At 75.0% G+C, this 21,922-nt stretch carries 25 protein-coding genes; 10 read left to right on the top strand and 15 right to left on the bottom strand.

The genetic code is table 11. The features are described 5' to 3' along the window. Nucleotides 1–5 precede the first annotated feature (5 nt). From PP1_RS17650 to PP1_RS17635, 4 genes are all read right to left on the bottom strand, one after another. Nucleotides 6–710, bottom strand: a complete 705-nt coding sequence (locus PP1_RS17650; protein WP_075314840.1) for an HD domain-containing protein — start codon at nt 708–710, stop codon at nt 6–8. Further along, the gene (locus PP1_RS17645; RefSeq protein WP_075315277.1) at nt 707–1,969 is read right to left on the bottom strand and encodes an MFS transporter; all 1,263 of its coding nucleotides are present in this window, start codon (nt 1,967–1,969) and stop codon (nt 707–709) included. Before PP1_RS17645 ends, PP1_RS17650 begins: the two co-directional genes overlap by 4 nt. A 64-nt stretch (nt 1,970–2,033) precedes the next feature. Continuing rightward, a complete protein-coding gene (locus PP1_RS17640; protein WP_010236840.1) occupies nt 2,034–2,708 on the bottom strand; it encodes a Crp/Fnr family transcriptional regulator in 675 nt (224 codons plus the stop codon). A gap of 171 nt (nt 2,709–2,879) precedes the next feature. Further along, nucleotides 2,880–3,128, bottom strand: a complete 249-nt coding sequence (locus tag PP1_RS17635) for a hypothetical protein (RefSeq protein ID WP_010236842.1) — start codon at nt 3,126–3,128, stop codon at nt 2,880–2,882. A 227-nt stretch (nt 3,129–3,355) separates the two neighbouring features. Between PP1_RS17635 and nth the strand changes: the two genes are divergently transcribed. The 5 genes from nth to PP1_RS17610 are packed head-to-tail and all read left to right on the top strand — an operon-like array spanning nt 3,356 to nt 8,032. Continuing rightward, nucleotides 3,356–4,156 (top strand): endonuclease III, encoded by an 801-nt coding sequence (nth, locus tag PP1_RS17630; protein WP_010236844.1) that lies wholly within the window; start codon nt 3,356–3,358, stop codon nt 4,154–4,156. After that, nucleotides 4,153–4,809: a TlpA family protein disulfide reductase gene (locus PP1_RS17625; RefSeq protein WP_083697271.1), complete on the top strand. Its 657-nt coding sequence runs from the start codon at nt 4,153–4,155 to the stop codon at nt 4,807–4,809. Before nth ends, PP1_RS17625 begins: the two co-directional genes overlap by 4 nt. Then, complete coding sequence (locus PP1_RS17620; RefSeq protein WP_060574516.1) at nt 4,806–5,573, top strand: NUDIX hydrolase; 768 nt, start codon at nt 4,806–4,808, stop codon at nt 5,571–5,573. Before PP1_RS17625 ends, PP1_RS17620 begins: the two co-directional genes overlap by 4 nt. Nucleotides 5,574–5,575: 2 nt before the next feature. Next, on the top strand, nt 5,576–6,775 hold the full coding sequence (locus PP1_RS17615; RefSeq protein WP_029239525.1) for a MarP family serine protease: 1,200 nt from the start codon (nt 5,576–5,578) through the stop codon (nt 6,773–6,775). A gap of 60 nt (nt 6,776–6,835) precedes the next feature. After that, nucleotides 6,836–8,032 (top strand): MFS transporter, encoded by a 1,197-nt coding sequence (locus PP1_RS17610; protein WP_075314841.1) that lies wholly within the window; start codon nt 6,836–6,838, stop codon nt 8,030–8,032. 10 nt (nt 8,033–8,042) lie between these two features. Here the strand turns inward: PP1_RS17610 and PP1_RS17605 are convergent, their stop codons facing one another. Continuing rightward, a complete protein-coding gene (locus tag PP1_RS17605; RefSeq protein ID WP_029239235.1) occupies nt 8,043–9,317 on the bottom strand; it encodes an adenylosuccinate synthase in 1,275 nt (424 codons plus the stop codon). A gap of 219 nt (nt 9,318–9,536) precedes the next feature. Here PP1_RS17605 and PP1_RS17600 point away from each other — a divergent pair, with 219 nt between their 5' ends. Further along, entirely contained in the window at nt 9,537–10,112 is a 576-nt protein-coding gene (locus PP1_RS17600) for a hypothetical protein (RefSeq protein WP_010225288.1), read from the top strand. Nucleotides 10,113–10,122: 10 nt separating this feature from the next. On the opposite strand, the gene PP1_RS17595 is transcribed toward PP1_RS17600, so the two are convergent. The 4 genes from PP1_RS17595 to fbaA form a co-directional block, all read right to left on the bottom strand. Beyond that, nucleotides 10,123–10,803 carry a lysophospholipid acyltransferase family protein gene (locus tag PP1_RS17595; protein ID WP_010225289.1) on the bottom strand — a complete coding sequence of 227 codons (681 nt, stop codon included), beginning with the start codon at nt 10,801–10,803 and terminating at the stop codon, nt 10,123–10,125. A gap of 131 nt (nt 10,804–10,934) precedes the next feature. Continuing rightward, nucleotides 10,935–12,107 (bottom strand): FUSC family protein, encoded by a 1,173-nt coding sequence (locus PP1_RS17590; RefSeq protein WP_010225290.1) that lies wholly within the window; start codon nt 12,105–12,107, stop codon nt 10,935–10,937. A 4-nt stretch (nt 12,108–12,111) separates the two neighbouring features. Next, complete coding sequence (locus PP1_RS17585) at nt 12,112–12,525, bottom strand: DUF3151 domain-containing protein (protein WP_010225291.1); 414 nt, start codon at nt 12,523–12,525, stop codon at nt 12,112–12,114. Nucleotides 12,526–12,617: 92 nt separating this feature from the next. Further along, on the bottom strand, nt 12,618–13,646 hold the full coding sequence (gene fbaA, locus PP1_RS17580) for a class II fructose-bisphosphate aldolase (protein WP_010225292.1): 1,029 nt from the start codon (nt 13,644–13,646) through the stop codon (nt 12,618–12,620). 147 nt (nt 13,647–13,793) lie between these two features. Between fbaA and PP1_RS17575 the strand changes: the two genes are divergently transcribed. The 3 genes from PP1_RS17575 (at nt 13,794) to PP1_RS17565 (ending at nt 15,887) form a co-directional block, all read left to right on the top strand. Further along, nucleotides 13,794–14,492 (top strand): RNA polymerase sigma factor, encoded by a 699-nt coding sequence (locus PP1_RS17575; protein ID WP_369821689.1) that lies wholly within the window; start codon nt 13,794–13,796, stop codon nt 14,490–14,492. Continuing rightward, the gene (locus PP1_RS17570) at nt 14,489–14,842 is read left to right on the top strand and encodes a hypothetical protein (protein ID WP_060574510.1); all 354 of its coding nucleotides are present in this window, start codon (nt 14,489–14,491) and stop codon (nt 14,840–14,842) included. The genes PP1_RS17575 and PP1_RS17570 overlap by 4 nt, the downstream gene beginning before the upstream one ends. Nucleotides 14,843–14,921: 79 nt before the next feature. After that, complete coding sequence (locus PP1_RS17565) at nt 14,922–15,887, top strand: DedA family protein (RefSeq protein WP_083697272.1); 966 nt, start codon at nt 14,922–14,924, stop codon at nt 15,885–15,887. Between the two features lie 18 nt (nt 15,888–15,905). On the opposite strand, the gene PP1_RS17560 is transcribed toward PP1_RS17565, so the two are convergent. The 3 genes from PP1_RS17560 to PP1_RS17550 are packed head-to-tail and all read right to left on the bottom strand — an operon-like array spanning nt 15,906 to nt 17,916. Next, complete coding sequence (locus tag PP1_RS17560; protein ID WP_010235181.1) at nt 15,906–16,592, bottom strand: TrmH family RNA methyltransferase; 687 nt, start codon at nt 16,590–16,592, stop codon at nt 15,906–15,908. Continuing rightward, nucleotides 16,589–17,146 carry an orotate phosphoribosyltransferase gene (gene pyrE / locus PP1_RS17555; RefSeq protein WP_010235184.1) on the bottom strand — a complete coding sequence of 186 codons (558 nt, stop codon included), beginning with the start codon at nt 17,144–17,146 and terminating at the stop codon, nt 16,589–16,591. Before pyrE ends, PP1_RS17560 begins: the two co-directional genes overlap by 4 nt. Further along, nucleotides 17,143–17,916 carry an SDR family NAD(P)-dependent oxidoreductase gene (locus tag PP1_RS17550; RefSeq protein WP_010235188.1) on the bottom strand — a complete coding sequence of 258 codons (774 nt, stop codon included), beginning with the start codon at nt 17,914–17,916 and terminating at the stop codon, nt 17,143–17,145. The genes pyrE and PP1_RS17550 overlap by 4 nt, the downstream gene beginning before the upstream one ends. A gap of 149 nt (nt 17,917–18,065) precedes the next feature. On the opposite strand from PP1_RS17550, the gene PP1_RS17545 reads away from it, so the two are divergent. After that, entirely contained in the window at nt 18,066–19,655 is a 1,590-nt protein-coding gene (locus PP1_RS17545) for a flavin-containing monooxygenase (protein ID WP_010235191.1), read from the top strand. 4 nt (nt 19,656–19,659) lie between these two features. On the opposite strand, the gene PP1_RS17540 is transcribed toward PP1_RS17545, so the two are convergent. From PP1_RS17540 to PP1_RS17530, 3 genes are read right to left on the bottom strand one after another with little or no spacing between them, the layout of a single operon-like run. After that, nucleotides 19,660–20,031: a DUF4345 domain-containing protein gene (locus tag PP1_RS17540; protein ID WP_010235194.1), complete on the bottom strand. Its 372-nt coding sequence runs from the start codon at nt 20,029–20,031 to the stop codon at nt 19,660–19,662. 33 nt (nt 20,032–20,064) lie between these two features. Then, complete coding sequence (locus PP1_RS17535) at nt 20,065–20,871, bottom strand: helix-turn-helix transcriptional regulator (RefSeq protein ID WP_139323996.1); 807 nt, start codon at nt 20,869–20,871, stop codon at nt 20,065–20,067. 13 nt (nt 20,872–20,884) lie between these two features. Then, nucleotides 20,885–21,904, bottom strand: a complete 1,020-nt coding sequence (locus tag PP1_RS17530) for an adenosine deaminase (protein ID WP_010235199.1) — start codon at nt 21,902–21,904, stop codon at nt 20,885–20,887. Nucleotides 21,905–21,922 lie beyond the last annotated feature (18 nt).

Raw genomic sequence — 21,922 nt, 5'->3', positions numbered from 1 at the left:
GGCGGTCACGGCGCGGGCGGCGCCGTCCCCGCATCGTCGTGCGCGTCGATCCACTCCTCGCGGAAGCGGTGCAGGAACTGCTCCAGCGCCGCGTGCCTGCGCTCGCCCATCTCCCGCCCGGCCGCGGTGCGGAGCTCCCCGCGCAGCCGGAGCAGCTTCTCGTGGAAGTGCGCGATCACCGAGCCGGTGGGCCCGGAGCGGTACCCGTCCGACGACGGCGGCGCCGCCGGGTCCCACAGCGGCTCACCGATCGCCCCGCCGTAGGCGAAGGCACGCGCGATCCCGGTGGCGCCCATGGCGTCGAGCATGTCGGCGTCGTGCAGGCAGGCCGCGATCGCGGCGGCCGCGGCCGGTGGTGCGGGGCCCCGGTCGCCCGCCGAGAAGGAGTAGCGGCCGGTCGCCTCGACGGCGTCGAGCACCGGCTCCCACAGCTCCGAGGGGATCCCGCCGCGGCACAACGCGTCCCGGGCCTCGTCCCGGCACTCGGCGGGGGCGACGACCCGGCCCAGCCGGGCCTCCGCGGCCCGGTGGTGGTCGTGCACGTAGGCGGCGACGGCGGCGACGAACCCGTCGTGCCCCTCCCGCACCGCGAGCCGCGCCGCCAGCCCGGCGACCCGGTCGAGGTGCCCCAGGTCGTGGGCGACGTCGGCGCCCACCATGTCCGCGGCGACGGCGTCCCGCAGCCGTCGCAGGTCCGCAGCGCCCCTCACGCGGGGCTCCCGGCCGGCTCGCGCCGGTCACCCGCGGCCGCGACCGAGCCGCGGCGCAGCCACAGCAGCAGCGCGACCAGCATCCCGAGCGCCCCGCCGGTGGCGTACCCGGCGGGGCCGAGCAGGTCGATCATCGTCCCGGCCAGCGCCTGCCCGGCGGAGACGCCCAGCACCGCCGCCATCACCATCCAGTTGAACGCCTCGGTGGCCGACTCCGCCGGTGCGGTCAGCTCCACCCCGAGCGAGTGCCCGGTGACCTGCGGGGTGATCAGGGCTCCGGCCGCCATCATCGGGACGGCGAGCAGCACCAGCGAGCCGAGCGGGGAGACCAGTCCCATCACCGTCACCAGCAGGGCGAACCCGGCCAGCAGCACCGGCAGCCGCAGGTGCAGCGGGCGCGGCCACGGCCGCATCCCGTAGGCGACGCCCGCCAGCACCGACACCACCGACCACGCGGACAGCAGGATCCCGCCGGCCGCGGGGGAGCCGGCGAACTCGGCCGCGGCGAACACCCCGACCTCGGCGGTGCCCGCCACCAGGCCGAACCCGAGCGACGCGAGCGCCACGGTCCGCAGTCCCGGCCGGCGGAAGACACCGAGCAGCCCGGTCTCGCGGGCGAGCGCCCCGGTCGCGCGCTCGGCGCGGATCCGCTCCGAACGACGGCGCACCGATCGGGTGAGTGCGAACCAGGTCGTCCCGACCAGCTCGGCCGACGCGGCGACGACGAGTGCCGTCCCCGGCCACGGGGTGGCCACCACCAGCACCGCGGCGAGCGCGGGCCCGAGGACGAAGAACGTCTCGAGGCTGATCGCCTCGTAGGTGTAGGCCGCCTCGCGGCGCGGCCCGGACGGCACCAGGTCGGTCCACAGGGCGCGCGAGGAGCCCTCGATCGCGGGGGTCGCGAGGCCCGCGAGCACCGCGACCGCGGCGGTCACCACGACCGGCGACGCGGCCTCGATGCAGACCACCAGACCGGTGACGGCGACGGCGTAGACCGCGACCAGGACGAGCATCGGCCGGGTCGGGCCGAGCCGGTCGAGCACCCGGCCCTGGACGACGGTCCCGGCGGCCGTCCCGACCAGCAGCGCCGCCGAGATCGCACCCGCGACGGCGTAGGACCCCTGGACCTCGCGGACGTAGAGCAGCGTCGCGAGGCTGTGCATCGCGATCGGGAACCGCCCGATCACGGACGCGCAGACCGGCGCGGCGGCCCCGGGCGCACCGAGCGCGGCCCGGTAGTCGGAGAGGGAGGCGGCCACGCAGCCCAGGATCACATGGTCTGGTACGGACGTACCAGCGGTATTCCGGGGGGTGGGACGCCGCTCAGCGGGCCCGGCGGGCCAGGCGCTCCGGCTCCAGGATCAGCACGCTCTTGCCCTCGAGCCGCAGCCAGCCGCGGTGCGCGAAGTCGGCGAGCGCCTTGTTGACGGTCTCCCGGGAGGCACCGACCAGCTGGGCGATCTCCTCCTGCGTGAGGTCGTGCGTGACCCGCAGCAGACCGGACTCCTGCGACCCGAACTGACGGGCGAGCTGCAGCAGCGACTTCGCGACGCGGCCGGGCACGTCGGTGAAGATCAGGTCCGCGAGCATGTTGTTGGTGCGGCGCAGGCGGCGCGCCAGCACGCGCAGCAGCTGCTCCGCGATCTCGGGGCGCTTGCCGATCCACTCCCGCAGCGCGGTGCGGTCCATCGTGTAGGTCCGCACCTCGGTCACCGCGGTCGCCGAGGACGTGCGCGGGCCCGGGTCGAAGATGGACAGCTCGCCGAACATGTCGGACGGGCCGGCCACCATCAGCAGGTTCTCCCGGCCGTCGGGGGACTTGCGGCCGAGCTTCACCTTCCCGCCGGCCACGATGTAGAGGCGGTCACCGGGCTCGCCCTCGGAGAAGATGACCTGCCCACGGGAGAACTCGACGGTCTCCAGCGCCTCGGCCAGCGCCTCGGCGGCCTGGGGCTCCACACCCTGGAAGATCCCGGCCCGGATCAGAACCTCGTCCACTGCAACTCCTCGTTCACCGGCCGCGATCGTCACGGCGGGTCGTCGGCGCGCCAGTGTAGAGGCCTTCGCCACACACGTGCGCACCAGTGACCCGATCGGCTCTCGTCCGATCGGGCCCGCTTCCTGCCTCGGCCGCTCCCGCAGCCCCGATTTCGATCTTGTCAGTTCCCGTCAGGCCGACGGAACCTGGCTACGGCGACCGGTCCTGCGCCGGCGGTTGCGGAGCCGGAACAGCTCCAGCGCCCGGCTGGTACCGGACCGGAACAGGGCCCGCACCTCGTCGGGCCGGGGCTGCTCGAGCATCTCGTCCAGCTCGTCCTGCCGCACCGTGGACTCCCGCAGGCGGGACTCGACGCGCTCCATACCGAGCGCGAAGAACATCACGAGCAGCGGGACGAGGACGCTCAACCAGGCAGTCATGGCACCTCCGATCCTCTCTCACTGCTTCGCACCGCAGCCCGCCGGGGGTAGCCGGTGCGCGTGCTTCGTGATGCGTTCGTGATCTCCGCGACCGGTGATCGGACGTTCGGCGGCCGGAACGGGCCGCTCGGCGCCGTGCACACGCCGCCGTCGGGCCCGGGCACGGCGGCGGCCGGCCGCGCGACACGGTGCCACGGCTGTCGGAGGGCACCCGTACGCTCGGTGACGTGAGCACCTCCGTCCGGCGGCCCACCCGGCGCGCCGCGGCCGGTCTCGCCGCGCGGGTCGCAGCCGGGGAGAACCCGATCGGACGAGCGCGACGGGTGAACCGGATCCTGCGCGCACTGGCCGAGGCCTACCCGCACGCGCACTGCGAGCTCGACTTCTCGACGCCGCTGGACCTCGCGGTGGCCACGATCCTGTCGGCCCAGTGCACCGACGAGCGCGTCAACCAGGTGACCCCGGCGCTGTTCGCCCGCTACCCCACGGCAGCGGGCTACGCCGGCGCCGACCGGACCGAGCTGGAGGAGCTGATCCGGCCGACCGGCTTCTACCGGAACAAGGCGAACTCGCTGACCGGGCTGGGTGCGGCGGTGGTCGAGAAGCACGGCGGAGAGCTGCCCGCCACCCTCGACGAGCTGGTGGCGCTGCCCGGGATCGGCCGCAAGACCGCGAACGTGATCCTCGGCAACGCGTTCGACGTCCCCGGCATCACCGTCGACACCCACTTCGGACGGCTGGTGCGCCGCTGGGGCTGGACGACCGAGGAGGACCCGGTCAAGGTCGAGCACGCGGTCGGCGAGCTCGTCCCGCGCCGCGACTGGACGATCGTCTCGCACCACGTGATCTTCCACGGCCGCCGCGTGTGCCATTCGCGCAAGCCCGCCTGCGGAGCCTGCACCCTGGCGCCGGACTGCCCGTCCTACGGCCTGGGCCCCACCGATCCCGGCGAGGCCGCCGCGCTGGTCAAGGGCGTGGAGCGGGAGCACCTGCTGGCTCTGGCGGGGATCTCCGGGGCCGGTCCGTGAGCCGGGCCGGCGCGACCCGGTCCGAGATCGTCTCGACGGTGGTCGTCGCCCTGCTGGTCGCGCTCGCGGTGTGGGCGCTCTGGCCGTCGCAGGGCGGCACGCCGGACCCCGCCGTGCCGCCGGCCGCCGCGGGCCGGCCGGACTCCGATCCGGCGGCCGCCGACCCGGCGGCACTGGCCGCGGCGCGTGCCTCCGCGGCGCTGCGGCCCTGCCCGGTCCCGTCCGGTGCACCCGCCGCCGGGCCGCTGGCGGGCGTCTCCGTCCCGTGCCTCGGCGCGGACGGCACCGTCGACGTCGGCGCCGCCCTCACCGGGAGCCCGGCGCTGGTCAACTTCTGGGCGTCGTGGTGCGTGCCGTGCCGCGACGAGCTGCCGGCGCTCCAGGAGTACGCCGGGCGCCCGGGATCGGTCCCCGTCCTGACCGTCGACGTGCAGGACGATCCCGTCGCCGCCCTGGACCTGGCCGCCCGGCTCGGCATCACGCTGCCGGCGGTCACCGATCCGCGCGGCGAGCTGCGTGCCGCGCTCGGCACGCCGCCGGTGCTGCCGTTCACCTACGTCGTCCGGGCCGACGGCACGCCGGCGATGGTCGATCCGCCGGTCCCGTTCCGCGACGCGGACGACGTCGCCGCCGCCGTGGAGCGGCTGCGGTGACCGCCGTCGTCGTGCCGGAGCCCGATCCCGGTGCCGCACCGGACGCGCTGAAGCCGCTGGTCGAGGGCGCGCTGGGGCTCGACCCGGGCTGGTTCGGCCCGCGCCGCGACCCGGCGGGGCGCGCCGAGGGCCGCCGCGCCGCCGTCCTGATGCTGTTCGGCACGGGCGACGACGGGGGACCCGACGTCCTGCTCACCGAGCGGGCCGCGACCCTGCGGTCGCACGCCGGTCAGGTCGCCTTCCCCGGCGGCCGCCTGGACCCCGGCGACACCGGCCCGGTGGACGCCGCGCTGCGCGAGGCCGAGGAGGAGACCGGGCTCGACCCGGCAGGCGTCGTCCCGCTCGCGGTGCTGCCGGAGCTGTTCATCCCGCCGACCGGCTTCCTGGTGACACCGGTGCTCGCGCACTGGGCCGCCCCGGTCCCGGTGCGCGCGGTCGACCCGGCCGAGGTGGCGAGCGTGGCGCGGGTCCCCGTGCCGGTGCTGACCGATCCGGCCAACCGGTTCACCGTCCGCGGCCCGAGCGGGCACACCGGGCCCGCGTTCCGGACGTCCGGGCTGCTGGTCTGGGGGTTCACCGCGGGCCTGCTCTCGGCGCTGCTGCAACGGTCCGGCTGGGAGCATCCCTGGGACCGCTCCCGGATCGAGGATCTCGACGACGCCTGGGCCGTCGCCCGGGCGGGACACCACGACCGGCGCCCCGACGACCTGCGAGGAGTGCGCGTGACCGACCCCGTCGACCGTGATGACGAGGTGGGCCGGTGAGCATCAGCTGGGTCGACGTGGTGGTCGTCGTGCTGGCGCTGCTGGCGGCGGCGTCCGGATGGCGGCACGGGGTGGCGGTCGCGCTGCTCTCGTTCCTCGGGGTGCTGACCGGCGCGGTGCTGGGCCTGCGGCTCGCGCCGCTGCTGGCGGCGCAGGTGGAGTCCCAGCAGGCCAAGGTGCTGCTCGGCATCGGCGCGGTGGTGCTCCTGGTCGCGCTCGGCGAGGCCACGGGGGTGTACCTCGGCCGGTTCATCCGGGACCGGATCCGCGGCGAGGGCACGCTGAAGGTCGACTCGACCCTCGGGGCCGGGGTGCAGGCCGTCGCGGTGGTGGTCGCCGCCTGGCTGATCGCCCTGCCGCTGGCCTCGACCAGCTTCGCGACGCTGACCAGCGGACTGCGCGACTCGCGGGTGCTCGGCGCGGTCGACGGCGTCATGCCCGACGCGGCCCGCCAGCTCCCGTCCGAGCTGCGCCAGATCCTCGACGACTCCGGGTTCCCGGACGTGGTCAGCCCGTTCTCCCGCACACCGGTCGCCGCGGTCGGCCCGCCGGACGCGAACCTCGTGCAGAACCCGGTGGTCACCGAGGTCCGGGACCGGGTGCTCAAGGTGCGCGGGCGGGCGCCGTCCTGCCGGCGGGCACTGGAGGGCACCGGGTTCGTCGTCGCCCCGCAGCGGGTCATGACGAACGCGCACGTCGTCGCGGGCACCTCCAGCACGACCGTCGAGGTGACCACCGCGAGCGGGCGGACCCGCCAGCTCGACGCCGAGGTCGTCTTCTACGACCCGCAGGTCGACGTGGCCGTCCTGGACGTGCCGGCCCTGGAGGAGGAGCCGCTGCAGTTCAGCCCGGACCCCGCCCGGGTCGGCGACGACGTCGTCATCCTCGGCTACCCGCTGGACGGCCCGTACACGGTGACGCCCGGCAAGGTCCGCGAGCGGATCCGGCTGCGCGGCCCGGACATCTACGAGCAGGGCAGCGTGGTCCGCGACGTCTACACCGTCCGCGCGGTCGTCCGCTCCGGGAACTCCGGCGGTCCGATGATCGCCCCGGACGGCCGGGTGGTCGGCGTGGTGTTCGGCGCCGCGCTGGACGACTCGGAGACCGGTTTCGTGCTGACCGCCGAGCAGGCCGCACAGGCGCTGAACGTGGCCGCGAACGAGTCGGCGTCGCCGGTGGACACGGGGGAGTGCGCCTCCTGACGCGTCCCACCCGGTGGGACGGAATCGTCATCTGGTGAGACGTCGGCCTAGCGTGGGCAGGTGCCCACCACGACCGACGTCACCCGCAGCGCCCGTCGATGGGTGGTCCTCGGCACCGGTGTGCTCGCCCAGACGGCGGCCTGCTCGTTCGTCTACGGGGTGCCGTTCCTGGTCCCGTTGCTGCGCGACGCCGGTGGTCTCTCGCTCGCGCGGGTCGGCACCTACGTCGGCGCCCCGACCGCCGGGCTGCTGCTGACCCTGATCGCCTGGGGCGCGCTGGCCGACCGCACCGGCGAGCGCCGGGTGATCGCCGCCGGGCTGACCGTGTGCGCGGCCGGGGTCGCGGGCGCGGCCCTCCTGCCCGGACCGGGCACGCTCGCGTTCCTGCTGCTCGGCGGGGCCGGGGCGGCGTCGGTGTTCGCGGCCAGCGGCCGGATGGTCATGGGCTGGTTCGGCGCGCACGAGCGCGGCACGGCGATGGGCATCCGGCAGACGGCCCAGCCGCTCGGTGTCGCGCTGGCCGGGCTCACGCTGCCGTCGCTGGGGGCGGCGGTCGGCCCGTGGCCCGCGCTGCTGCTGCCCGCCGTGCTGTGCCTGCTCTCCGCCGTCCTGGTGCTGCTGCTGGCCCCGGACCCGCCCCGGGTCCCCCGGCCGGCCGGGGCGGCGCCGGAGGGTTCGCCGTACCGCACGCCGCTGCTGTGGCGGGTGCACGGCGCGTCCGCCCTGCTCGTCGTCCCGCAGTTCGCGGTGGCCTCGTTCGGCACCGAGTACCTGGTGCGCGAGCAGGGCTGGGGTGCGGCGGCGGCCGGGGCGTTCGTCGCGGCGGGCCAGGTCGCCGGCGCACTCGGCCGGATCGGGTCCGGCTGGTGGTCGGACCGGGTCGGGTCACGGATGCGGCCGATGCGCCAGATCGCGGTCGCCGCCGTCGTCGTCCTCCTGCTGTTCGCCCTCGGCGACGCCGTCGCCGCCTGGCTGGCGGTGGCGATGCTGGCGGTCGGTGCCGTCGTCACCGTCGCCGACAACGGATTGGCCTACACCAGCACCGCCGAGCTCGCCGGCCGCGCCTGGTCGGGGCGGGCGCTCGGGATCCAGAACACCGGGCAGAACGCCCTCGGGTCGGTGGTCCCGGTCGCGCTCGGCGCCCTGGTCGGCGTCGCCGGCTACGGCGTCGGCTTCGCGGTCGCGGCGCTGGCACCGCTCGCCGCGGTCGCGGTCACCCCGGTGCGCGACGAGCCGGCCGTCCGCGCCGACACCTGACCCGCGCGGGTCAGCGGGTGATCGTCTGGTCCCGTCCGGGGCCGACGCCGATCGCGGACACCCGCGCCCCGGTGAGCTCCTCGATCCGCCCGACGTACGCGCGGGCGTTCGCCGGCAGATCCTCCCAGGTCCGGGCGCCGGAGAGGTCCTCGAACCAGCCGGGCATCTCCTCGTACACCGGGACGGCGTGGTGGAAGCCGGTCTGGGTCATCGGCATCTCGTCGACCCGGTGGCCGTCGACCTCGTAGCCGACGCAGATCGGGACCGACTGGAGGCCGGAGAGCACGTCGAGCTTGGTCAGGAAGAAGTCGGTGATGCCGTTGACACGGGCGGCGTACCGGCCGATGACGGCGTCGAACCAGCCGCAGCGCCGGGCGCGGCCGGTGTTGACGCCGACCTCACCGCCGGTCTTGCGCAGGAACTCGCCCATCTCGTCGTGCAGCTCGGTCGGGAACGGGCCGGACCCCACGCGGGTGGTGTAGGCCTTCAGGATCCCGATCACCCGGGTGATCTTGTTCGGGCCGATGCCGGAGCCGACGGAGGCACCGCCCGCGGTCGGGTTCGACGAGGTCACGAACGGGTAGGTGCCGTGGTCGACGTCGAGCAGCGTGCCCTGCGACCCCTCCAGCAGCAGCGTCTCGCCGCGCTCCAGGGCCTCGTTCAGCATCAGCCGGGTGTCGACGATCTTCTCGGCGAACTCCTTGGACTGCTCCAGGACGGTGTCGACCACCTCGTGGAAGTCCAGCGCACGCCGGTTGTAGACCTTGACCAGGATCTGGTTCTTCAGCTCGAGCGCGGCCTCCACCTTCTGGTGCAGGATCTTCTCGTCGAGCAGGTCCGCGGCACGGACGCCGACCCGGGCCACCTTGTCCTGGTAGGCGGGGCCGATGCCGCGGCCGGTGGTGCCGATCTTGGCCTTGCCGAGGTAGCGCTCGGTGACCCGGTCGATCGCCACGTGGTACGGCATGATCAGGTGGGAGTCGGCCGAGATCAGCAGGCCGGAGGTGTCGACGCCGCGCTTCTCCAGCCCGGCCTTCTCCTCGATCAGCGCCTCGGGGTTGACCACCACACCGTTGCCGATGACGTTCTTGACGCCCGGCGAGAGGATGCCGGACGGGATGAGCTTGAGTGCGAAGTCGCGGCCGTCCGGGGTGACGACGGTGTGCCCGGCGTTGTTGCCGCCCTGGTAGCGGACGACCCAGCCGTACTCGCCGCCGAGCAGGTCGGTCGCCTTGCCCTTGCCCTCGTCGCCCCACTGGGCGCCGATCAACACGATTGCGGGCATGTAAGAGACTCCAGTTCACACACGCTCGTCACGGCCGCGGATCCGGGCGTGGTTACCGGATTCCGCGGCGGGGAGGGTACTCGATCAGTGGATTCGACCGATCCCGAAGCGGTGCTGCTCGCCTGTGTGCCGCAGCGGCGACACCGTCTTCCGTTCCACGGTATCCGGCCCGGTGCCCGGCGGGAACGCCCACCGGCGTCCCTGGAGTCCGATCCTGCGGTGCGGTCGGTCACCGTTCCGCCGCGTCCCGGCAAGGACGTCGTCGACCCGCTGCTCGCCGAGCACCCCGGGGCCCGGCTGATCGTGCACGGCGACGACGCCGACCTGGCCGCCGTCGTCCTGCGTCTGCTGCGGCGCTCGGCGCTGGGCACCGAGGTCGCGTACCTGCCGGTCGACCGTCGTTCGGCCGCGGCGGCGAACTGGGGTGTGCCGGTGTCCCCCGCGGCGGCGGCCCGGCTCGCCCGGACCGGCGCCGCGCGACCGGAGCCGCTGGTGCGCGACGACAACGGCGGCGTCCTCGTCGGCCGTGGCGAGATCCCCGACCTGTATGGCGAGGCGTACTGCGACGCGACCCGGGTGTTCCGCGGCCGGGTCCCGCGGCTCGTCGTCGACGCGGGACCGGACGGCGTGCGAATCCGTGGCGGGCGCGGTGTCACTGCCGCGCAGGGGCGCGCGATCCAGATCGGGACGACCGGCGCCACCCCGGTGCGCGACGGCGAGCCGCATCCCCGCGAGATCCGGCGCTGGGCCTGGTACCGGCACACCGAGCCCTGGAACCCGGTCCTGCCGGGCTGATCGGGCCTCCTCAGGCGGCCGCGGGCAGCTGCTCGTCCGGGCGCCGGTGGTAGGAGTCGACGTAGGTCTGGCCGGACAGGTCGGCGATCACGTCCATGATCTCGTCGGTGACCGCGCGGCGGATCGCCGGCGCGCCCTCCAGGCCGTCGTACCGGCTGAACTCCAGCGGGGCGCCGAACCGGATCTGCACCCGGGCCAGCCGCGGGAACAGCCGGCCGATCGGCTGCACCCGCTCGGTCCCGATCAGGCCCACCGGCACGACGACCGCGCCGGTCGACAGCGCCAGGCTCGCCACCCCGGTGTGCCCGCGGTGCAGCCTGCCGTCGAGCGAGCGCGTGCCCTCCGGGTAGATCCCGAACACGCCACCGGTCTCCAGCACCCTGCGGCCCGCGTCGAGCGCGGCGAGCCCGGCGCGGGCGTTGCCCCGGTCGACCGGGATGTAGCCGAGCGCGCGCACGAACGCGGCCATCAGCCGCCCGCGCAGACCGCGGCCGGTGAAGTACTCGGACTTGCCGAGGAACGCGACCCGGCGCGACGCGACCAGCGGGATGAAGGCCGTGTCGACCGCGGCCCGGTGGTTCGCGGCCAGGATCACCGGGCCGGTGGCGGGGATGTGGTCGGCGCCCTGCACACGGGGGCGCCAGATCAGCCGGACGAGGGGAGCGAGGACGTAGCGGATGAACAGCTGCACTGGTGGGACCCCGTTCGCGGTCGACGGCGTCGGCCACACCACACCGTGCAGGGGGACGCGGTCGGTCCCGGCGCCGAACAGCGCCCGATTCTGCTCCGTGACCGGACGGTCACGGAACCCCGCTCCCCCGATCAGCCCAGGTCCGGGGCGGGGAGCCGGTCACGCAGCGCGTGCATCGCCTCGGTGCGGGACAGGCCGGTGGCCTGCAGCAGGTCGACGGCGATCGAGCGGGTCTGGGCGACCAGCACCGGGACCGAGACGGCCGGTCCGGCCGGGTGGCCGCCGTCCGGGGCGGGGGCCGGGGCGACGGGCGGTTCCGCGAGTACCGGCGCGCCCTGCACCGCCTCCAGCAGCGGTCCGCGGGCGCGCTCGCGGTCGCCGTCCTGCCCGAGCTCGCGGATCAGCGCACCGACCGCGGTCGCGAGATCGGCGATCGCGTCGGCCAGCTCCGGCGGGATCCGCTCGCCGTCCTCGATCGCGGTGAGGGCCCGCCGGGCCAGCACCCGTGCGTTGCGGTGCGCGTAGTCGGCGCGCTCGGCGAGCTCGCGGTAGCGGCGCAGCATCCGCCGCCGGGGCCGGTGCAGCGGGGACACCGCGGCGACCTCACCGGCGGACCCGACCGCGGTGCGGAGCCCGTCGATCACGGCCTGGGTGTCACGGGCCCGGCGGAGCGCCCGCGAGGCGCTCTCCCGGTCGTCGTCGCGTAGTGCCGAGGCGACCTCGGTGAGGACGGTGACCAGGTCGTCGAGCACCCGGCGGGCCTCCCGGCGCACGATCCGGACCGGGTGCACCGGGATCGCCGCCGCGACCAGGATCCCGGCCACGCCGCCGATCAGCGCGTCCACGCAGCGGTCGATCCCGCCGGTCTCACCGGGGGGCAGGAGCGTCGTGACCAGCACGGCGGACGCGCCCGCCTGGGCGACGATCAGGTTGCCGCCGTCGAAGAACGTCGCGAGCGTGATGGCCAGCGCGACCACGAGGATCAGCTGCCAGACGCCGCTGCCGATCTGCGCGATCAGCAGGTCGCCGACCAGCACGCCGAGGCTGACGCCGACGACGAGCTCGGCGGCCCGGCGCAGCCGCGAGTTCAGCGAGAGGCCCAGGCTGATCACCGCGGCGATCGGGGCGAAGAACGGGCGGGTGTGCCCGACCAGGTCGCCGGCCACCCACAGCGCGAGGCCCGCCGCGAACGCGCACTGCAGGATCGGCAGCCACGACGCCCGCACCCGCCGGACGCCGAGCCGGAGGCGGGCCCGGACACGGTCCCCGGCCCGCCGCCAGCCGGCCGGCGTCACGGACGGCACCGGCTCAGCCGAGGCCCAGAGCGGTGATCGCCTCCGGGTCCGAGTCCGCGATCAGGGTGCGCAGGCGCTCGACCTCGGGGGCCTCGCCGACGCCGTCGGCGGCCCGGAGCAGGGCACCGCAGGAGCGCAGGAAGCCGCGGTTCGGGTCGTGCGACCACGGCACCGGGCCGAAGCCCTTCCAGCCGTTGCGACGGAGCTGGTCGAGACCGCGGTGGTAGCCGGTACGGGCGTAGGCGTACGCGGCGACCGTCTCACCGGACTCCAGCGCACGCTCGGCCAGGACCGCCCAGGCGATCGACGACGACGGGTTGCCCGCCGCCAGCTCGGCCGGGTCCCTCCCGGCGGCCAGCTCCGCCGCGGCCGGGTCCACCGGCAGGCGGGTGTCGTCGGGTTCGAGCAGGTTGCCGTGCAGACTCATGCGCCCATCCTGGCCCCTCGGGCGCGTGCGTGGTCGGGCCGGGCCCGGCCCGGGCGACCACGCACGTGCCCGACGTGCTCCCGCAGGACCGCTCAGAGCGCCTTGCCGGCGGACTTCAGCGACTCGCACGCCTCGATGACGCGGTCGCCCATCGCGACCTCGGCCTTCTTGAGGTACGAGCGGGGGTCGTAGACCTTCTTGTTGCCGACCTCGCCGTCGATCTTCAGGACGCCGTCGTAGTTCTCGAACATGTGCGACGCGATCGGCCGGGTGAAGGCGTACTGGGTGTCGGTGTCGACGTTCATCTTCACCACGCCGTAGCTCAGCGACTCGTGGATCTCCTCGAGCAGCGAGCCGGAGCCGCCGTGGAAGACCAGGTCGAAGGGCTTGCTGCCGGCGTCGAGCCCCAGCTTCTGCACGGCCACGTCCTGGCCCTGCTTGAGGATCTCCGGGCGCAGCTTCACGTTGCCCGGCTTGTAGACGCCGTGCACGTTGCCGAAGGTCGCGGCGAGCAGGTACCGGCCCTTCTCGCCGCCGCCGAGCACCTCGACGGTGCGCTCGTAGTCGCCGGGCGCGGTGTAGAGCTTCTCGTTGATGTCGTGGGCGACGCCGTCCTCCTCGCCGCCGACGACGCCGATCTCCACCTCGAGGATGATCTTCGCCTTGACCGCCTCGTCGAGCAGCTCGGCCGCGATGGAGAGGTTCTCCTCGAGCTCGGTGGCCGAGCCGTCCCACATGTGCGACTGGAACAGCGGGTTCAGGCCGCGGTCCACCCGCTCCTGGGACACCGCGATCAGCGGCCGGACGAAGCCGTCGAGCTTGTCCTTGGGGCAGTGGTCGGTGTGCAGCGCGATGTTGACCGGGTACTTGTCCGCGACGACGTGGGCGAACTCGGCCAGGCCGACGGAGCCGGTGACCATGTCCTTGACCCGGGTGCCGGAGAGGAACTCCGCGCCACCGGTCGAGATCTGGACGATGCCGTCCGAACCCGCCTCGGCGAACCCGCGCAGCGCCGCGTTCAGGGTCTCGGTGCTGGTCACGTTGATCGCCGGGTAGGCGAACTCGCCGTTCTTGGCGTTGTCCAGCATCTGGTTGTAGATCTCGGGCGTGGCGATCGGCACGGCCGGCCTCCTCGTCTTCGGCGGTCGCTGCTCGTCGCAGCGCTCTTTCCTCCGGTGAGTATCACGTACCCGCTGTGGGGCGGGAGTCATCGTGCGGATGGGTCTGGTCACCTCGGCCGGACGGCGGAACGGGCGACGCCGCGACGACTGTCGGAGGCGGTCGCTACGCTGGGGCACGTGGAGGAGGACCAGGCCGAGAACGCCGTAGACCGGACGCTGGGCCGGCTGCGCGCCATCGACAGCCGACCGGCGCCGGAGGGGCCCGGTCCCTTCCCGGCCGATCCCGTCCCGGACGGGCCGGGCGTACCCGGCCCGCAGGCGGAGCACCCGCTCACCCTCGCCGACCTCTACCGCGACCACCGGTTGCGGCTGATGCGGCTCGCGATGCTGCTGGTCGACATCCCGGCCACCGCCGAGGACGTCGTGCAGGAGGCCTTCACCGGGCTGCACCGGCACTGGACCGGCCTGCGCGACGAGACCGCCGCGGTCGCCTACCTCCGCGCCGCCGTCGTGAACGGCTCGCGGTCCGTCCTGCGCCGCCGCCGGACCGCACGGGAGTACGTGCCGCCGCACTCCGCCAACGCGCGCTCCGCGGAGTCGCTGGCGATGCTGTCGGCCGAGCACCAGTCCGTCGTCGACGCGCTGTCGGCGCTGCCGCCGCGCCAGCGCGAGGTCCTGGTGCTGCGCTACTACGGCGGCCTGACCGAGTCCGAGATCTCCGAGGCGGCCGGGATGAGCCGCGGGACGGTGAAGTCCACCGCCAGCCGCGCGCTCGACTCCGTCGCCCGGATCATGGAGGAGCGGGCGGGTGCGGCGACCGGCCGCCGTCCGGGGGAGCCACGATGACCGGCCCGCAGAACCCGCACCGCGACGACGCCGCCCGCCGGGTCGGTGAGGCGCTGCAGGCGCAGGCGCGCGGGCGTCCGATGCCGCCGCCGCGCCCCGGCGGTCCGCCGCCCGCGCCGCCCCGCGTCCCGGGCCGGGTCCCGCCGCCGGCGCCGCGCCCGGCCCCGCAGGTCCACCACCGTCCCGCTCCCGTCGCGGCCGCACCCCGCGCGACGGCGGCCCCGGCCGGGTCGCCCGTCCCGCAGATCCTGTGGGCCGCGCTGATCACGCTGCTCGTCGGCGCCCTCCTCGGCGGCGGGATCGCCCTGGTCTCGGTGCTGCTGCCCGGCGCGCTGCCCGCACTGGGCTGACCGTCCCGGCCCCGGCCGCGCACGGCCGGGCCGACGGCGCCCGGCCGGGCCCGTCACCCGGCCGGTACCGTTTCTCCGCGTGACGGTTCTCGCCGCGACCCAGACGCTCGCCCTCGGCCCCTCGTGGCTCGACCCGGCGGTGATCATCGAGTCCCTCGGCCCGTGGGCCCTGGTCGGGGTGGCCGCGATCATCTTCGCCGAGTGCGGCCTGCTCCTGGGTTTCTTCCTGCCCGGTGACTCGCTGCTGTTCACCGCGGGCCTGTTCGTCGCCCAGGGCGCGATCGGCGTTCCCCTGTGGCTGGTGTGCCTGGTGCTGGTGGTGTCCGCGTTCGCCGGGAACGCGGTCGGCTACGGCATCGGCTACCGCGCCGGACCGGCGATCTTCGACAAGCCACGGTCGAAACTGTTCAACCCGAAGCACGTGGACAAGACCCACGAGTTCTTCGAGCGCTACGGCAACCGCGCCATCGTCCTGGCCCGGTTCGTGCCGATCGTGCGCACCTTCATCACGGTCAGCGCCGGCGTGGCCCGGATGGACCCGCGGCGGTACCTGACGTACTCGCTGATCGGCGGTGTCGCGTGGGCGGCCGGCGTCACGGTGCTGGGGTACTTCCTGGGCCAGTTCGCCTTCGTCCGCGAGCACATCGACCTGATCCTGATCGCCATCGTGCTCGTGTCGGTGCTGCCGATCGTGTTCGAGGTGATCCGGGCCCGGTCGAAGCGCGGTGCCGACGCGGGCGGGGCGGCCGCCGTCGGCGCCACCGCCGCGGGTGCCGCCGCCGCGACCGTCACCGGCCGGGCGGCCGACGACGACCCGGCCACCGTGCAGATGCCGGCCGTCGGACGGCCCGGCCCGGCGGCGCAGGACGGCGCGCCCCGTTCGCACCCCGCACCGCGGCCGGACGCGGCCCCGCAGGCCCACCGCGCGCCGCAGCCGGGGGTGCAGCCCGGCCCCGGGGCGCAGCCGCCGCGGAACGGTACGGGCGAGCCGCCGTACCGGCACAGCACCGGGCGTCCGCCGATGGCCCCCCGCCACGAGCGCTGAGCCCGGCCGGGCGCCGGGTCACCAGGCGCCGGACAGGTCCGCGTGCTCCCGGACCCACGCGTGCATGACGATCCCGGCCGCCACGCCCGCGTTGATCGACCGGGTGGAACCGAACTGGGCGATCGAGACCGCGAGATCGGCGGCCTCCCGCAGTTCCGGCGACAGCCCGGGACCCTCCGCGCCGAAGACCAGCACGCAGTCCCGCGGCAGTGCCGTCTCCTCCAGCCGGACGGCGCCGGGCAGGTTGTCCACCGCGACCAGCGCGAGCCCGGCGGCACGGGCGTGCGCGACGAGCCCGGCGGCGCCGGGGTGGTGGTGCAGCGACAGGTAGCGGTCGGTCACCATCGCGCCGCGCCGGTTCCAGCGCCGCCGTCCGACGATGTGCACCCCGCCCGCGCCGAACGCGTTCGCCGTGCGCACCACGGTGCCGATGTTGTGGTCGTGGCCGAGGTTCTCGATCGCGACGTGGAACGGGTGGGCCCGCCGCGCCAGGTCCTCCGCGACGGCCTCGCGCCGCCAGTAGCGGTACGCGTCGACGACGTTGCGGCGGTCGCCCTCCGCCAGCAGCTCCGGGTCCCAGTGCCCGCCGACCGGCGGGGGTCCGGTCCACGGACCGACCCCGACCTGGCCGGGCACCTGCCACTCGCTCGGCCCCGCCTCGTCGGCGGGCCCGGGCCCACCGGACGGGCCGTCCGGGTCGCTCACCCCAGCTGCAGGTCGGCCAGCCCCAGCACCGCCCGGTAGGGCACGCCCTCGGCCTCGACGGCCTGCCGGGCCCCGGTGTCCCGGTCGACGACGGTGCACACCCCGACGACCTGCGCACCGGCTGCGAGAACCGACCGCACCGCCGTCAGTGCCGACCCACCGGTGGTGGAGGTGTCCTCGACGACGAGCACCGGTCGCCCGGCCACGTCCGGCCCCTCGATCAACCGCTGCATGCCGTGCTTCTTCGTCTCCTTGCGCACGACGAACGCGTCGACCGGTTCGGTCCCGTCCTCCTGCCGCGCGGCGTGCAGCACCGCGGTCGCGACCGGGTCCGCGCCCAGTGTGAGGCCGCCGACCGACCGGTACGTCCAGTCCGCGGTCAGCTCGCGGAGCAGGCGCCCGATCAGCGGCGACGCCTCGTGGTGCAGCGTGATCCGGCGCAGGTCGACGTAGTAGTCGGCCTCGGCACCCGACGACAGGGTCACCTTCTCGTGGACGACCGCCAGCTCGCGCACCAGCGCGGCCAGCCGGGCCCGGTCCGCGTGGGCGTTCACGTGCGGTCCCGGTCGAACGCCGCGGTGAGCCGCCTCAGTGCGCCGCGGGGGAGCACCCCGACCAGCCCGACGATCGCCTTGTACTGCCTCGAGGGCACCGACACCACCCGTCCCCTGTCCAGGTCGGCCAGGGCCTCGTCCACGACCTGCGAGGCCTCCAGCCAGAGCGGGCCGCGCCGGCCGCCGACGTCGATGCCGGCCCGCTCGTGGAATTCCGTCCGTACGTACCCGGGGCACAGCACCATCGCGCGCACCCCGGTCCCCTGCAGCGACGCGGCCACGCCCTCGGTGAAGGAGATGACCCACGCCTTGTCCGCCGGGTAGGTCGACCCGCGCCCGGCGAGGAAGCCCGCCACGCTCGCCACGTTGACCACCGCACCAGTGCCGCGGTCGACCATCCCGGGCAGCGCGGCCCGGGTCAGCTCGAGCACGCTCGCGACGTTCACCTGGAGCTGCCGGGCGAGGTCCGCCGGGTCGTTCTCCAGGAACGCCGCCCCGAGCGCGAGGCCGGCGTTGTTGACCAGCAGGTCGACCGGCGCCAGGTCCGGGTCCGCCAGGCGCGCGGGCACCCGCGCGCGCTCGCCGGCCTCGGACAGGTCCGCGGGCAGCACCTCGACGGCGACGCCGAGGTCGCGGTACCGGTTCGCGGCCGCCTGCAGGCGGTCCGCGTCGCGCGCCACGAGCACGAGGTCGCGGCCGTCGGCAGCGAGCCGGTCGGCGAACGCGGCCCCGATTCCCGACGACGCGCCCGTGATCATGACGGAGGGCACGCGGCGAGCCTAGTCCGTCGGGCCGTGCCCGCACCCCGGACGCCGCCGCGGGCGCCGGGGTGTGATCCCGGCGACACTCGGGTCCGGTGACATCGTGAGACGGACCGCTCTCGCGTGCCCCGTCGTTATGAACCCTTTACCGTCGAGGCATGACGTCCGAGGCGCTGCGGATCCGGCGACCGGCCGAACCCCTTGCCGGCGAGCGAGTCACCGGTCCCTCCCCGCGGCACTCCCGGGTCGCCGTCGTGGGCGCGGGCTTCACCGGCCTGGCCGTCGGTCTCGCCCTGCTGCGCCGTGGTGTGCACGACTTCGTCCTGCTGGAGCGCGCCGACGACGTCGGCGGCGTGTGGCGGGACAACACCTACCCGGGCGTCGGCGTCGACACCCCCTCCCCGCTCTACCAGCTGCGGGCGATGACGAACCCGGACTGGTCCGACCTGTACGCGCCCGGGCACGAGGTCCAGGACTACGCGCGGCGGCTGGCCGACTCGACCGGTCTGCTGGCGCACATCCGCTTCGGCGCCGCCGTCGACTCCGCCCGGTGGGACGCCGCGGCGGCACGCTGGCGGATCGCGACACCGCTGGGCGCCTTCACCGCGGACGTCCTGGTCAGCGCGGCCGGGCTCGTCGCCGACCCGAAGCAGCCCGACGTCGACGGCCTCGCCGACTTCCCCGGGCCGGTGTTCCACTCCGCCCGCTGGGACCACTCGGCCGACCTGACCGGGAAGCGGGTCGCGGTCGTCGGCACCGGCGCGACGGCGATCCAGCTCATCCCCGAGCTGCAGCCGCAGGTCGCCGAGCTGCACGTCCTGCAGCGCACCCCGGCGTGGATCCTGCCGAAGCCGGAGCGGCCGGTCGGTGACCTGACCCGGCGGGCGCTGGCGGCGAACCCGATCCTCTCCCGGATGCAGTTCGACCTGATCTACGTCGGGGCGGAGCTGCTCGCCGCGACCCGGCGGTCGAAGCTTCTGCGGGAGACGCTCAGCCGGGTCGGCCGCAGGCACCTCGGGACGCAGGTACCCGACCCCGAGCTGCGGGACCGGCTCACCCCGGACTTCGACTACGCCTGCAAGCGCCCGCTGGTCTCGAACCACTACCTGCCTGCGATGTGCGCGTCCAACACGACGTTGCACACCGGCGGGCTGTCCCACGTGGACGGCGGCACCGTCGTCTCCGGCGACGGGACGGCGGCCGAGGTGGACGCGATCGTCCTCACCACCGGGTTCGAGGTCGGCGCCACCGCGCCGATCGCCCGGCGCATCCAGGACTCGTCCGGCCGGTCGCTGCACGACCACTGGGGTTCCTACCCGCGCGCCTACCTGGGGATGAACTACCCCGGCTTCCCCAACCTGTTCCTCATGCAGGGCCCCAACGCGACCAGCGGCGCCAGCTCGACGCTGCTGTTCTCCGAGGCGCAGGCCCGCTACGTCGCCGACGCGGTCTGCCGGATGGCCGACGAGGGGATCCGCGCCCTCGACGTGCGGCCCGAGGTCGAGGAGCGGTGGACCCGGCGGATCCGCAGGCGTTCGGCCCGCACCGTCTACGAGACGGGTGGCTGTACCAGCTACTACCAGAACGGCGAGGGCCACAACGTCGTCATGTGGCCGGCGAACACCGCCGAGTACCAGCTGCGCACCCGCCGGTTCCGGCTCGCGCCGTTCCACGCCGAGCACGGCCGGACCGGCGCCGGACGGCCGCTGGAGCCGCTGCGCCCGGTCCGGCTCGCCGCGACCGCCTGACCCCTCAGGCCGGCAGCACCGCGAGCACCAGCAGCAGCGCCGCGACGATCTCGACCCCGCAGTAGAACCAGACCGGGTAGAGCCCGACCGGCCGGTCCACCAGCCGCGACACCACCCGTCCGGCCGCCATCCCGCCGAGCATGACGGCCACCGCGGTCACGACGCCGTCGTGCAGGTCCGGGAGCGTGAGCGCGGCACCGAGCACGCCCGCCGTCGCGACGCCGAACCCGCCGTAGACCGCGCGGACCTCGGAGCGGCTCTCCGGCCGGTCGGCGACCAGCCCGAAGGGCCGCACCAGCGCCGCCGGGGCGGTCAGCCCGTACATCCCCATGCCCAGGAAGAACACACCCACCACGACGACCACGACCGCGCTCACACCGGACCTCCGCTCCGCCGGTGGCCGGTCCGGTCACCGTGCGGGCGTGAGTCTCGCCCGGCCGTCGACGACGGCGCTGTCACGAACGTGCCGGTCGTCGGGTGCCCGGACCCGGATCCGGCCGCCGGCGTCGAGGACCTGGCTCGGCCGCAGGCCGAACATCTGCCGGAACGCGTGGCTGAGGTGCGACGGCGTCGCGAAGCCGGCGTCGGCCGCCGCCCGGGTCAGGTCCCCACCCGCCGCGACGACCTGCGCGACGACGATCATCCGGGCCCACCGCCGGTACCCGCGGATCCCGATGCCCGCCTCCGCCGCGAACGACCGGCGGAACCGGGCCGGGGACAGGCCGGCGCGGCGGGCCAGCTCGTCGGTCGGGAGGTCGGCGCCGCCGGGCCGCCGGACGTCACGAAGGGCGTCGAGGATGCGCGGATCGGCAGGCCCGGCCGCATTGCCCGCGCCCGCCGCGGTCCTGCGGAGCGCGATGGCGTCCCCGGACACCGCGGACGCGACGACGGAGGTCTCGTCGGCGTGGTCGTGGGCGAGCGGTCCGGTGGCACCGGCCATCCGGTCCCGGCAGCCGTGCCGGGCGGCGGTGCCGGGATCGAGGTACAGGAACGCCGTCCGCTCGCCCGCGGACCGGACGCGGTGCCGCAGCCCGGCCGGGACGAGCACGGTGCGGGCCACGAGCACGGTCCCGTCGGCCTCGACGGTGAGCGGCCCGCCGACGCCGACCGCGAGGCAGGTGACGGCCCCGCGGTGGGGCGCGAGCCCGAGCGACGGTCCGATGTAGGCCGCCCACCCGGGGCCGATCGAGATCGTCGCCGGACCGGCACCGTCCACCGGGAGCGCCCGGTCAGGCCGGGCGCCCGCCGGCGGGGTCACCGCCCCAGGCGCGGACCTCCCCGGCGAACGCCTGCCGGGCGGCGTCGTCGAGGAACGAGGCCTCGAACGAGTTCGCCGCGAGCGTCCGCAGCTGGTCCGCGGTGAGGCCGAGCCCGTCGCGGGCGGCGACGTAGTTCGCGTCGGCGTACCCACCGAAGTAGGCCGGGTCGTCGGAGTGCACCGACACATGCAGGCCGGCCGCGAGCATCTCCGGGAGCGGGTGCAGCCCGATCCCGGGGACGCAGCCGAGGCGCACGTTCGACAGCGGGCAGACGGTCAGCGGCGTCCGGTCGCGGCGCAGCCGGGCGACCAGCTCCTCGTCCTCGATCGCACGGATGCCGTGGTCGACGCGGTGCACTCCCAGCTCGTCGAGTGCCTCGCGGACGTAGCCGGCGGGGCCCTCCTCACCGGCGTGCGCGACCGGGCGCAGGCCCAGGCCGCGGGCCCGCTCGAACACCGCCGTGAACTTCGACGGCGGATGGCCGACCTCCGCGGAGTCGAGCCCGACCCCCACGATCCGGTCGAGGTGGGGCTCCGCGGCGCGGAGGGTGGCCTCCGCCTCGTCGGCGGGCCGGTCCCGCAGGAAGCAGAGGATCAGCCCGGCCGAGACGGTGCCGGCGTGCTCGTCGATCGCGTCGGTCAGACCGCCGACCACGTCGGCGATCGGGACACCGCGGGACGTGTGCGCCTGCGGGTCGAAGAACATCTCGACGTGCCGGACGCCCTGCTCCGGGCAGCGCCGCAGGTACGCCGACGCGAGCTCGGCGAAGTCGTCGCGGGTGCGCAGGACGGCCATGTTGGCGTAGTAGACGTCCAGGAAGGACTGCAGGTCGGTGAAGTCGTACCGGGCCCGCAGGTCCTCGACCCCGGCGTAGGGCAGCTCGACGTCGTTCCGGCGGGCCAGCTCGAAGACCGTCTCGGGTTCGAGCGTGCCCTCGATGTGCAGGTGCAGCTCGGCCTTCGGCAGCGGCGGGGTCCCGGTCGTCGTCATCGGTTCATCATCCCGTCC

The sequence above is a fragment of the Pseudonocardia sp. P1 genome (assembly GCF_000178675.2).
Taxonomy (GTDB): Bacteria; Actinomycetota; Actinomycetes; order Mycobacteriales; family Pseudonocardiaceae; genus Pseudonocardia.
The sequence above is the reverse complement of the archived record's forward strand: the minus strand, read 5'-3'. Positions and strand labels throughout refer to the sequence as shown.